12 protein-coding genes and 1 pseudogene are annotated in these 11,031 nt (G+C 63.3%); 8 read left to right on the top strand and 5 right to left on the bottom strand.

What is annotated here, in order from left to right:
• Window positions 1–583: 583 nt before the first annotated feature.
• Window positions 584–1,333 (bottom strand): peptidylprolyl isomerase, encoded by a 750-nt coding sequence (locus tag EI28_RS03150; protein WP_048112576.1) that lies wholly within the window; start codon window positions 1,331–1,333, stop codon window positions 584–586.
• Between the two features lie 140 nt (window positions 1,334–1,473).
• On the opposite strand from EI28_RS03150, the gene EI28_RS03145 reads away from it, so the two are divergent.
• Both EI28_RS03145 and cyaB read left to right on the top strand, forming a co-directional pair.
• A complete protein-coding gene (locus EI28_RS03145; RefSeq protein ID WP_231476558.1) occupies window positions 1,474–2,979 on the top strand; it encodes an AAA family ATPase in 1,506 nt (501 codons plus the stop codon).
• Between the two features lie 40 nt (window positions 2,980–3,019).
• Complete coding sequence (cyaB, locus tag EI28_RS03140) at window positions 3,020–3,550, top strand: class IV adenylate cyclase (RefSeq protein WP_048112574.1); 531 nt, start codon at window positions 3,020–3,022, stop codon at window positions 3,548–3,550.
• Here the strand turns inward: cyaB and EI28_RS03135 are convergent.
• Entirely contained in the window at window positions 3,537–4,178 is a 642-nt protein-coding gene (locus tag EI28_RS03135; protein WP_048112572.1) for a metallophosphoesterase, read from the bottom strand. The two genes, cyaB and EI28_RS03135, sit on opposite strands and share 14 nt — an antisense overlap.
• Window positions 4,179–4,181: 3 nt before the next feature.
• Window positions 4,182–5,290 (bottom strand): annotated as a pseudogene (locus tag EI28_RS03130) (TIGR04013 family B12-binding domain/radical SAM domain-containing protein).
• A 174-nt stretch (window positions 5,291–5,464) separates the two neighbouring features.
• On the opposite strand from EI28_RS03130, the gene EI28_RS03125 reads away from it, so the two are divergent.
• The 5 genes from EI28_RS03125 (at window position 5,465) to EI28_RS03105 (ending at window position 9,734) form a co-directional block, all read left to right on the top strand.
• Window positions 5,465–5,713, top strand: a complete 249-nt coding sequence (locus EI28_RS03125; RefSeq protein WP_048112570.1) for a ChaB family protein — start codon at window positions 5,465–5,467, stop codon at window positions 5,711–5,713.
• Window positions 5,714–5,899: 186 nt separating this feature from the next.
• Window positions 5,900–6,268 carry a PRC-barrel domain-containing protein gene (locus EI28_RS03120; RefSeq protein WP_048112568.1) on the top strand — a complete coding sequence of 123 codons (369 nt, stop codon included), beginning with the start codon at window positions 5,900–5,902 and terminating at the stop codon, window positions 6,266–6,268.
• Between the two features lie 280 nt (window positions 6,269–6,548).
• Window positions 6,549–7,760 (top strand): phosphoglycerate kinase, encoded by a 1,212-nt coding sequence (locus EI28_RS03115; protein WP_048112566.1) that lies wholly within the window; start codon window positions 6,549–6,551, stop codon window positions 7,758–7,760.
• A complete protein-coding gene (gene pfkA / locus EI28_RS03110) occupies window positions 7,757–8,728 on the top strand; it encodes a 6-phosphofructokinase (RefSeq protein ID WP_048112565.1) in 972 nt (323 codons plus the stop codon). Before EI28_RS03115 ends, pfkA begins: the two co-directional genes overlap by 4 nt.
• A 265-nt stretch (window positions 8,729–8,993) precedes the next feature.
• Entirely contained in the window at window positions 8,994–9,734 is a 741-nt protein-coding gene (locus EI28_RS03105) for an SDR family NAD(P)-dependent oxidoreductase (RefSeq protein ID WP_231476557.1), read from the top strand.
• A 288-nt stretch (window positions 9,735–10,022) separates the two neighbouring features.
• On the opposite strand, the gene EI28_RS03100 is transcribed toward EI28_RS03105, so the two are convergent.
• Complete coding sequence (locus EI28_RS03100; RefSeq protein WP_048112563.1) at window positions 10,023–10,442, bottom strand: pyridoxamine 5'-phosphate oxidase; 420 nt, start codon at window positions 10,440–10,442, stop codon at window positions 10,023–10,025.
• 76 nt (window positions 10,443–10,518) lie between these two features.
• Complete coding sequence (locus EI28_RS03095; protein WP_048112562.1) at window positions 10,519–10,767, bottom strand: hypothetical protein; 249 nt, start codon at window positions 10,765–10,767, stop codon at window positions 10,519–10,521.
• Between the two features lie 80 nt (window positions 10,768–10,847).
• Here EI28_RS03095 and EI28_RS13920 point away from each other — a divergent pair, with 80 nt between their 5' ends.
• A complete protein-coding gene (locus EI28_RS13920) occupies window positions 10,848–10,997 on the top strand; it encodes a hypothetical protein (RefSeq protein ID WP_155937231.1) in 150 nt (49 codons plus the stop codon).
• Window positions 10,998–11,031: the final 34 nt, after the last annotated feature.

Here is an 11,031-nt window from a genome sequence, read left to right as displayed (position 1 = left end):
GAGGTGCGAGCGAAGCGAGCTTGAGCACCGTYGAGGTGCGAGGTGCGATGTTCCGACAGGAACGGAGCACGAGAAGCCGTTAGGCTTCGAGGTGCGAGCGAAGCGAGCTTGAGCACCGTTAGGTGCGAGGTGCGATGTTCCGACAGGAACGGAGCACGAGAAGCCGTTAGGCTTCGAGGTGCGAGCGAAGCGAGCTTGAGCACCGTTAGGTGCGAGGTGCGAACGAAGTGAGCATGAGAAGACCTTTGGTCTTCGAGGGGGGAGCATCCCCCCTCCCCTGTCCCCACAGCGAAACCCTTCGGGTTTCTCGAACTCCTGCCGTTCCGGCAGTCGTTCCCCCCTTAGGGCGATACCCCCACGGTCCAGTGTACGGGGTTTTACCCTCGCTTCCAGGTGCTCAAACCCCTGGTGAGTGCTATAAGCGTGAAACGCAGATATGAGAACTCATTTCATGCTGCCGTCGGTCATAAACAAGCATCCCAGACAGGGGTGCCCGACAGCCCATGACACCTCGCACTCAGGGAGCATCTACAGGCGTAGAAAAGTCTTCAAAAAAAAGCAAAACCGCAAGAGCGGAGGAGAATTACTCCTCGGACTCTTTCGTCTCTTCGGTCTCGGCGGGTTCGGCGGGCTCTTCGGCCTCAACGACCTCAGGCGCCGCCTCCGGCTCGGCCGGGCGGGAGATCGTCTCCTTCATGACGACATCGTTGACGTCGGAGTAGTTCTCGAATATCTCGCGAACGAGGGTGCCCCGCCAGACCATCCAGCGCCGGTCGTAGGTGATCGCGGGAGGGAGCTCCAGCTCGGCCGTGCCGTCGGCGATGGTGACGCCGATATCGGCTCTGGCCGAGAAGAGCTTGATGAGACCCTTGATCTGCTCCACCGGCTCCTCGACCTTCTCGAGGATCGCATAGGAGTAGTTCAGGGTCTTGCCGGCAAGCGGGTGGTTGAAGTCGACGACCGCACGCCTTCCGATGACGTCGACGACGACGCCCTCGCGGCCCTCGACCTCGATCCGCATCCCCCTCTGCGGCTTCTCGCGGAACTGCGTGACCGGGACGGACTTTACGGCCCCATCCTCGTGCGCCCCGAACCCTTTCTCGGGCGGGACGTCGACCTCGCCCTCGGCGCCTACCTCTTTACCAATCAGCTCGTCCTCAAGGCCGACGATGATGTGGTGGCTCCCCAGGCGGACGGTGACAGGACCGTACTCCGCCCGCGGGTTGTAGATCCCCTCTTCCTTTGCGTTCTCCTCATCCGTGGTATCGAAGATACTCTCACCGACACGGCCGGTGTACCTGAGCCTGATAAAATCTCCTTCCTGAAGTGCCATTCCATTCACCTTGAATAGCGGGTGCGTTGCGGACGCGGTACGCCTCCCGCACCTGCCCGCCGCATGCCTGCGTCTTGTTGTTCCATTTTATTTGGATGGAATGGTATTTATACTGTCTACCGGAACACCCCGGCAGGATCATGGACGAGATACAGCAGCAGGCCGGCGGGGTCTCGTACGCCCCCTCTCCTCCGGAGGAGTTCTGCGGCAGACGGGAGGAACTTGAGCGGATTTCCGCCGTTCTCTCGGCGATGGGCGAGCACGGGCAGACGGTGATGATCTCCGGACCGCCGGGCATCGGGAAGAGTTCGCTCCTGAACAGGCTCGCATACGAGGTGCAGGAACGCCCCGGCGGACAGCAGTCTCCTGTCCTCAGGGCGGAGGTCTTCGACCTCCCGGGGATGATCTTCTCTGCGTTCCGCGAGTTGTTGAACGATCTTCGGCGATCCTCGGCATCCGCAAGGTTTGGGGCCCTCTTTGATGCCGAGAGCATGAAAGAGGCTACCCGGTACGCCGACGACGTCTTCGAAAAATATGCCGCTCCGGTGGAGCCGGTCGGCCTGCTCCCGAAGGCCGGCGAGGAGATCGTCGGCGTCTTCGCCCGGTCGCCCGAGGTCGGATACGGCCGCGTCTACCAGGCGTTCGAGGAACTGCTCGGGGAGCTCGGGAGACAGATGCGTATGGCCGGCCACGTTGCGGCGGTTCTCCTGGACGACGTTCATCTCGCCTCGAACCACGACCGGCGTCTCCTCCGGGACGTTGTGCACGACCTCCCGCACGGCATCCTCCTCGCCTTCACCTGCCGGACGGAAGATGGCGCCGGTTCCGGGTACGCGACGATGCAGGAGGAGATCCGGGATCTCGGCATCCACGAAGTGCAGTTATCCGGGATGCGGCGGCACGAGATCCGGGAACTCGGGGAGAGGCGGTTTCACTTCTCCATCGACGATGCCGCCGCCGGCCTCCTCGAAGAGAGTGCGGGCGACCCGTTCCGTCTAATAGCCTGCTTCAACGCCCTGCGCAACCGGGGACTTGCGCCGTCCCGGGAAAACATCGCGGACGTCATCGCCGGGGCAAAAGATCCGGCGGGCCTTGCCTTTTCCGTGCTTCCCGAAGCCATGAAGGCATGGACGGAGGAACTCTGTGTCTTAAACCCCCCGTTCCCCGTGCCGGTCATGGCCTGCATGCTCGACCTCCAGGGGGCGGACGTGACGCTGATGGCAAACCGGCTGCAGGAGAGCGGCGTGTTCCGCAGGCTCCCCGGCGGCGAGTATGCCTTCGCGCACCCCCTCCTGCAGGAGTGCTGCGGGCGGGAACTCCCTGAAGACGCACAGGTTGCGCTCAACGCCCGTGCGGCGGACTGCTTCGAGCGTTCCATGCACCGCCTCCCCGGCAGGCTGCACGTCCTCCTCTCGCTTGCCGGCCACCTCTTTGACGCGCGCGAATACGGGAAAGCCGCCGACCTGAACCTTGAGATCGGGCTCCGGTTCCACCATCGCGAGGATCACGATACCGCCCTGATGCTGACGGAGCGGGCGGTCGTCTCCGCGGAGCGTCTCGGGGACGATGATCTCCGGGCCGCCGCAGAGCGGCAGAGAGACCTGATCCGGCAGAAAGTCTCCGGCCCGCTCACGGCCGGACGGTGAGGGTTTATCGTCGTTCCCGAGAGACGATCTGAGACCAGGCATGCTCGAAGTAGAAGCAAAATATGCGGTCGGAGACCTGGAGAGCGTCAGGGCCGGGCTCGACCGGAAGGGAGTGCGGATGGGGAGAAGGCAGCAGGAACGCGACGTCTACTACAACGCCCCCCACCGCGATTTCGGAGAGACGGACGAGGCGTTGAGGGTCAGGTACGACGATACCGGGGTCACCGTGACCTACAAAGGCCCGAAGATCCGGGTCGGGAGCGCGAAGGCCCGCGAGGAGTTCAACCTCGCGGTCGCCGACGGGGAGACGCTTGAAGGGATCCTCTCCCGTCTCGGTTTCCGGCGTGCCGCCACGGTCTCGAAGATGCGGGAGTTCTACGAGATGGGGGACGTGACGGTTACGCTCGACGACGTCGAGGGGCTCGGGACGTTCGCCGAGATCGAGATCCTGACAGAAGAGGACAAAGAGGACGCCGCCGGCCGGATCGGGGCGATTGCAAAAGAATTGGGTGTAGACGGTCCACCGATCTACACCTCGTATCTGGAGATGCTGCTATCTAAACAGCGATGAGTTCTATATGGATATCTTTAGGCTCCTTCCCGAAACGGATGATAGCGCCGTAGCCTTCTGAAGCGGGTCCGGGGTTGACGACCTTGACGCCGTCGATCTCGGTGACGCCCCGTGCCTCGTGGATGTGGGCACAGCAGACCAGATCGAACCGGGCCATGTGCTTGCGGATGCTCTGGCTGCCGACGTGGTTATCCTCGACGGTATCCAGCGCCTCGTACGGCGGGGCGTGGCAGAGCAGGACGTTGTGGACGTTTTTGTCCATGTGATTGGTTATCCGGGTGAGTTCTTTATCGATCTCCTCCTCCGTCAACTCGAACGGCGTGTCGAACGGAGTCTTGTTCGAACCGCCAAGACCCGCGAGCGTGATCTTGCCGAGCGCGATCCACGAGTTGTGCAGGCAGACCGCATCCGAGCGTTCGAGCACGTCGATGATCTCGCGGGGATCGCAGTTGCCGGGGATTGCGAAACACGGCACCTCGAAGTTGGAGAGTACCGAATCTACAGGCTCAAGTGGACCGAAATTGGTGATGTCGCCTGCAATGATGACTGCATCGTAGTCGTAGCTGAGAAAAGCGTCAAGCTTTCCGTAGTTACCGTGCAGATCTGCTAAGAGTAGCACATCCGTCATGCTCTATAGATGAGAAGTGCGTCTAAAAAACCTTATCTCATGATCCATCCACGAGCCGGTTATTCTGCCGTCGAGCGCCAGTTTCCCGAGAACATTTTCCGTCTCGGGAAGGAGCGGACGGGGGCGTGCATTCTGGAGAGGAGTCCCGGGCAGCGGCATGAAGTAGTGGATGTGCACCTTCCCGCCCCGGGCAACCATCTTCACGAGGTCGAGCGTCGCGCGCTGATCGTCGTCGCTCTCGAACGGCAGCCCGAGGATGAAGTCGACGACCGGGACGAGACCGTGCTCCCGGCAGAGATCGAAGGCGCGAACGACGTCCTCGACGGTATGCCCGCGGTGCAGGCGGTGTAGCACACGATCGCTTCCCGACTGCGCCCCGAAGTGCAGGCGGGTGTTGGCGCACGTCTCGACGACGAGTTCGACCGACCGGCGCGAGACGCACTCCGGGCGCACCTCGCCGGGGAAGGTGCCGAAGTAGACCCGGCCTTTGAGGCTCCGGAGGAGACGCTCGACTTTGTCGAGACGGAGATGAACGCCGTCGGAGCCGTAGGCGAACGCGTTCGGGGTGACGAACCGGATATCCCGGTAGCGCGAGGCGTAACGGACGATCTCGTCGACGGAGCGGTGACGCATGCACCGCCCGAAGAGGCGCGGCGTCTGGCAGTAGCCGCAGGAGAACGGGCATCCCCGGGTGATCTCGACGAAGCCTTGATCCGGGAGAACGGCGGGTAGCCGTCGAGGAGAACGGTGTGGCGGGCGGGCGTGTAGCCGGCGGCGGTGGCGACACCGGGAGGCGGATCTCTCCCTTCCTCGATGGCGGAGAGAAGCGCCGGGAGGGTGTACTCGCCTTCCCCGACGACGACGTAGTCGGCATACTCCGCCACCTCGCGGTAGCAGGCGGAGGCGTGGGGGCCGCCGACGATCGTTATAGAGTTGGCTCCCGCGATCTCGTCGCGGTAGATACGCTCGTTGATGGAGTTCAGGCTGTAGATGGTGACGTCGGGGAGCGGCCCGTCCGTCGCCTCGAGGTCGTATCCGTGCACCTCGCACGCTGCGGCAAGCGCGGCGAAGGAGTTGTTCGCCTGGGGGATGTGTCGCCAGTAGATTTTCATGACTGCAGCATTCCGGCCGTGCGGCGTGCGTTCACCGGGTTTTCCCGGCGATTCCGCCTGCACGGCATGTATCCTAACAGTCTCTCCGGGCACGGGATTAAGGTGACGACCTGCCGGGCCGATACGTTTATCGTGAGGATGGGAGAGACGGAGCAGAACGGCTGGTGAGGTGCGATGCCGAAGTACGGACGGAACGAAGACCTGCCGCTACCGGTGAGAGAGGCGCTTCCCGAGCACGGCCGGGATATCTACCGCGAAGCGTTCAACAGCGCCTGGGAGCAGTACGCCGATCCCTCGGAGCGGCGAAACCCGGAAACGTCACGCGAGGAGGTTGCCCACAAGGTCGCCTGGGCGGCGGTGGAGCACGTCTACGAGAAGGGGCCGGGCGGTGAATGGCGACAAAAAGAGGAGTCGAAGCATTAGGTCGCGCTCCGGGCAACGCTGTCTCCGGGCCTGCCCTGGAAAACGCTCCTGCGGCACCACATATCCGCCCACTATTATATTTCAATAAGAATTAAATATCCCCGGCCTGTATTCACCCTCTTGTCGTGGGACAGGACGTTCCACAATTATGGAGACGTGATACAGATGAGAGGAACTGCTACAGAGATGCAGACACGGAGCATTATCCGGGGAAAAGATATTGCGGATTACTCGGTCAGGAACCCGCAGGGCGAAGATCTCGGGACAATCAAGGACGTCGTGATCGATACAGGCGAAGGCTGCATCGCCTATGCCGCCCTCTCGTTCGGGGGGCTCATGGGGCTCGGCGACAAACTCTTCGCCGTCCCCTGGGAGGCCCTGCAGTACAGCGCGACCGACGACACCTTCGTCCTTGACGTGCCAAAAGAGCGGCTGGAGAATGCGCCGGGCTTCGACAAGGACAACTGGCCGACGACCGCCGAACGCACCTGGCTCACCGGGATGTACAGCCACTACGGCTACACGCCCTACTGGGAGCGCCGCATGGAGCGGTGAACCCGCTGAAAAGATCGGGGATTCGACCAAACGCCGGCCCTTACCGGGAGCCGGGGCCGGCGACACTTTTCGTGGCGGATTGATCGACATCGTCGCCTTTGCCGCACGGGCCCGCGTTGCGGGTGACGCTGCGAACACTATATATGCCAGGGCACGCATGCACTGCGAACCGTAATCCGGCGGAGAACGAAAGACAGGAGGGAGCCGGAGGGAGGCGCGGCCGCCCGCACACGCGACATGGAAACCCTCACGTTCTCCGCTGCTCCGGGGGTATGCCGGTATGCAGAACGTGATACCAAGACGGAAGAAGACAGTCAGGGAGATCGACGTGAGGGGCAGACGGGTGCTCGTCCGTGCCGACTTCAACGTGCCGCTCGATGAAGAAGGAGCAATCGCCGACGATACCCGTATTCGGGCCAGCCTGCCGACGATAAATTACCTCTGCGAGCGGGAGGCACGGGTCATCCTCTGCTCCCACCTGGGCCGGCCGAAAGGCCGGGTCGAGGGGCGGTTACGCCTCGCCCTCGTGGCAAACCGGCTCTCAGAGCTGCTCGGCCGGCCGGTCGTCGCGCTCCGGGACTGCATCGGGCCGGAGGTGGAGAGCGCGGTCGCGGCGATGAGCGACGGGGATATCGTTCTCCTCGAGAACCTCAGGTTCCACCCGGAGGAGCGGGCTGACGACCCCTCTTTTTCAGAAAAACTCGCCGATCTTGCCGAGGTCTACGTCAACGACGCCTTCGGGGCCTCTCACCGGTCCCACGCATCGGTCGTGGGCGTCCCACAGCACCTGCCGGCGGTGGCCGGGCTCCTCCTGGAGCGAGAGGTCAGCGCGTTTACGCGCATCCTGCAGGATCCCGAACGGCCGTTTGCCGCGGTGATCGGGGGGGCAAAGGTGAGCGACAAACTGGAGGTCCTCGATAACGTCATCTCACGGGTGGATCTCCTTCTCATCGGGGGAGGCATGGCGGCGACGTTCCTTGCGAGCCGGGGCTGCCGGACCGGGGCGTCGCACGTCGAGATCGACCGCCTGAACGACGTCAGAAGGGTCGAGGAGAATGCCGCAAGACGCGGCGTCCGCCTCATCCTGCCCCGGGACCTCGTCGTTACGGAGAGGCTGGAAGCGGGCGCCCCGACCCGGGTTGTGCCCGCGACGGAGGTCCCGGACGGCAGGGTCATCGCCGATATCGGGCCGGAGGCTGCCGACGAGTTCACCCGGGAACTCGGCGGTGCGCGAACCGTCGTCTGGAACGGCCCCATGGGGGTCTTCGAGGTCCCGGAGTTTGCGGAAGGGACCCGCCGGGTCGCCGCGGCCCTCGCCAACCTTCGCGGCACCACGGTCATCGGCGGCGGTTCGACCACGGATGCGGTGCAACGGTTCGGACTTGCCGACGAGATGACCCACGTCTCGACGGGCGGGGGAGCCGCCCTCGCCATGCTTGCGGGTAAGCCGCTCCCGGGTTTTGAGGCGCTCGACGATGCAGGGACACCATGAAGCGCATCGGTATCCTGACAAGCGGGGGCGATGCTCCCGGAATGAACGCCTGCATCCGGGCGGCGGTGCGCACCGCGCTCGCGAACGACCTTGCCGTCGTCGGGATACGCCGGGGGTATACCGGGCTCATTGCCGGCGACACGGTGCCGCTCGACCGCTCGGCGATCCGTAACACCATCCACCTGGGCGGCACCATCCTCGAGACCTCCCGGAACCGGGACTTTTACACCCGGGAAGGCCGGCTTCGGGCGGCCGCGGCCATCGACCGGATGGGGCTTGACGGCATCGTCCTGATCGGCGGCGAGGGAACGTTTCACGGCGCAAGCCTGCTTGCTGCGGATGCGGATACGGCGGCGCTCGTGGGGGTCCCGGCAAGCATCGATAACGACGTTTACGGGACCGACTACTGCATCGGGTTCGATACGGCGGCGAACTGTGCGGTCGAGGCGATCGACCGCATCCGCGATACCGCCCGGTCGCACGACCGCCTCTTCTTCATCGAGGTGATGGGGCGGACGGCCGGGTTCCTGGCGCTCGAGAGCGGCATCGCCGGCGGCGCCGAGGAACTGGTCATCCCGGAAGAAGAGGTCTCGGTCGCCCGGATCAGCGATCGCATCGAGAGGGGGTTTACCATCGGCAAAAAGAGCGCGATCGTGGTGGTGGCGGAGGGAAAGACGCCGGGAATCTCTTTTTCGATCGCACGGGAGGTCGGCGAGCGCCTCAACTTCGAATCCCGCGTCGTCGTCCTCGGCCACCTCCAGCGGGGCGGGCCGCCGACGCTGCGTGACCGGGTGCTCGGGAGCCTCCTCGGTTTTGCCGCTGTCGAGGCGCTGATGGAGGGCCGGAGCGGGTGCATGGTGGGAGAGATCGGCGGGAACCTCACGTACACTCCGCTTGAGGAAACCTGGCAGAAAAAGAAACCGCTCGATAAGGACCTGCGGCGGATATTCCCGTTCCTCTCGGAGTAGGGGAGCAGACGCTGCCCGAACCCCGGGGTGGATGGGGCGGCAGACGGATCGATTATCATATAAATTGTTGAGGGGGATGGTAGCCATGGCGCGCTCGAACGCGCGAGCATCATCGAGAAGATCGCCCCGCTCTTAATCGACCTTAACATCAGGAACAAGCGCCATTTCGGTGGCATCCGGATCGCCTACCTCGACAAGGATCAGGAGCGCGTCTGCCAGCACCGTCATTCGAACAGAACGTCAAGGAGAAACCATTATGGGAAGAATGGAAAACAAAGTCTGTGTTATCACCGGATCCACCAGCGGTATCGGTGAAGCCTGCGCGAAGGACATGGCAGCCGAGGGCGGCAAGGTCGTTGTCTCCGGCCGGAACGAGAAAGAGGGCGCCAGGATCGTTAACGAGATAAAAGAAGCGGGTGGAGAGGCGATCTTCATCCGGGCGGACGTCACCGTCGAAGACGATGTCAAGAACCTCGTCGCGAAGACCGTCGAGGCCTTCGGGAGACTGGACGTCTTCGTCGCCAACTCCGGCGTCGGGAGCCTGGGCGACCCTCACGAAGTAGAGACGGAAGAATGGGACAGGGTTCTCGACGTGAACCTGAAGGGAATCTTCCTCTGTGACAAGTACGCCGTCCAGCAGATGCTGAAACAGGGCCAGGGAGGAGCCATCGTGAATACCGGATCCATACATAGTTTTGTCGCCAAGCAGGGCGTCACAGCGTACGGCGCCGCCAAAGGGGGCGTCGCGATGCTGACCCGGACGCTCGGCACCAGTTACGCGGCGCAGGGGATCCGTGCGAATTTTGTTGCACCCGGGTATATAGACACGCCTCTGCTCGCGGCCCTTCCGCGGGAAGCCTACGAGGAACTGAAAAAACTGCACCCGATCGGGCGCCTGGGCCGGCCGATGGAGGTCGCGAAGGCCGTCACGTTCCTGGCGAGCGATGACGCTTCGAACATAACCGGAACCAGCCTGCTCGTCGACGGCGGGTACACTGCAGTATAGTCGTCCACGGCCCCGGGCAGGGCCTTCGGGCGAATCGTTGGATCCGGGGGACCCTCTCCAGGTTCCCCGGATGCCTCTCTTCGCCGTGCGATCTGACCCATGCTGTGAAGTCGCTTGAGACGCACCACCCGGCCCGTTCTCCCGCCGGGGAGCGTGAGGGGTTCCTGCCCCTGTTCCCGGGCGGAGCACGATAACCGGGTCAGTAAGCGGTCGGGTATCGTGTCGGAAGACACGGTTAGCGATTGCCTGACGGCAGGAACGGAGGGGCACGGCCCCCCGGCAGAGAGGTCAGATAGACTTCTCCCAGCCCTGGCCCATATCAATGAGGGGGCGGATTTCAGTGACCTCGAACGTCACCGAGGCGTGGATCATCGCCGCCGCATCCTCGCCCGCGACCTTGGCGACCTGTTTCTTGTAGGTCTCCAGCGTCTCCCCGGAAGTTGCATACTCCTTCATCTTCAGGTAGACCCGGAGCCCCTTCCAGTCCATGATCGTCTCTCCCTGCTCCACGATCGTGTAGACGGCGTTCGGGTTCTCCTGCAGGTATTCAAACGTGCGGTTCTCCCCGAGCCCCATGACGACGGTCTTCTCGTCGAGCATCATCGGCGAGCCGAAGATTGCCGCATCGACCTTCCCCTCTTTGTTTGCGCTGCTGAGAAGGCCGATCCTGGGCTGTTTGTTGAAGTAATCCACCAATCTGGATGGCATGGTTCTCTCCTCCAGTCGATCCCGGAATTATCCCTTCTGCTTAAAAGGGTATGGGTGACGGGATTCTTCCATACCCTCAAACCGCCGGGAACTCCCCGGGAGCCAGGCTGGTCGCGAGCATCACCATGTTGATTTCCGCATTCTGCACCCAGGTGCCGGCTTTCCGGTTGGTATCGTCCATCCAGAATTGCTCGATCGTCTTCGCGAGCGGCACGTACCGCATGAGAGCGTCCGTCCAGAGGTAGCGCCGCAGATCAAGCCCGGTCAGGCCGGCGAACTCCGTCATGTGGCCCCGGACGAACATGGTGCTGGCATCCTCCGTCATCCTGGCAAACGGGATGCTGCGCCGGCTTCTTGAGTGCTGTCCCGGCGGTTACTTACGGCGGAGGGGCAGACCGGATAGGAATGCCAGATGTTGCAGGCGGGTATGCCGGAGTCGGAGCGGCGCTCGGGATGATCGCGGGACTGGTGCTCGCCGGGCTGCCCGGCGTGGTTGCGGGAACCGCAGTCGGTGCGATCATCGGGTGGTACTTCGGAAAAAGGACACGCCGGTAGCACTGCCAGGCCCGGGGCGTGGCAGCGACCGTAA

It is taken from the genome of Methanoculleus sp. MH98A, from assembly GCF_000691865.1.
Taxonomy (GTDB): domain Archaea; phylum Halobacteriota; class Methanomicrobia; order Methanomicrobiales; family Methanoculleaceae; genus Methanoculleus.
This window is presented reverse-complemented; position numbering and strand designations above follow the sequence as displayed.

Excerpts from the sequence above, each read along its gene's own strand:
- EI28_RS03150 (WP_048112576.1), bottom strand. The coding sequence starts at position 1,333 with ATGGCACTTCAGGAAGGAGATTTTATCAGGCTCAGGTACACCGGCCGT.
- EI28_RS03145 (WP_231476558.1), top strand. The coding sequence starts at position 1,474 with ATGGACGAGATACAGCAGCAGGCCGGCGGGGTCTCGTACGCCCCCTCT.
- cyaB (WP_048112574.1), top strand. The coding sequence starts at position 3,020 with ATGCTCGAAGTAGAAGCAAAATATGCGGTCGGAGACCTGGAGAGCGTC.
- EI28_RS03135 (WP_048112572.1), bottom strand. The coding sequence starts at position 4,178 with ATGACGGATGTGCTACTCTTAGCAGATCTGCACGGTAACTACGGAAAG.
- EI28_RS03125 (WP_048112570.1), top strand. The coding sequence starts at position 5,465 with ATGCCGAAGTACGGACGGAACGAAGACCTGCCGCTACCGGTGAGAGAG.
- EI28_RS03120 (WP_048112568.1), top strand. The coding sequence starts at position 5,900 with ATGCAGACACGGAGCATTATCCGGGGAAAAGATATTGCGGATTACTCG.
- EI28_RS03115 (WP_048112566.1), top strand. The coding sequence starts at position 6,549 with ATGCAGAACGTGATACCAAGACGGAAGAAGACAGTCAGGGAGATCGAC.
- pfkA (WP_048112565.1), top strand. The coding sequence starts at position 7,757 with ATGAAGCGCATCGGTATCCTGACAAGCGGGGGCGATGCTCCCGGAATG.
- EI28_RS03105 (WP_231476557.1), top strand. The coding sequence starts at position 8,994 with ATGGAAAACAAAGTCTGTGTTATCACCGGATCCACCAGCGGTATCGGT.
- EI28_RS03100 (WP_048112563.1), bottom strand. The coding sequence starts at position 10,442 with ATGCCATCCAGATTGGTGGATTACTTCAACAAACAGCCCAGGATCGGC.
- EI28_RS03095 (WP_048112562.1), bottom strand. The coding sequence starts at position 10,767 with ATGACGGAGGATGCCAGCACCATGTTCGTCCGGGGCCACATGACGGAG.
- EI28_RS13920 (WP_155937231.1), top strand. The coding sequence starts at position 10,848 with ATGCCAGATGTTGCAGGCGGGTATGCCGGAGTCGGAGCGGCGCTCGGG.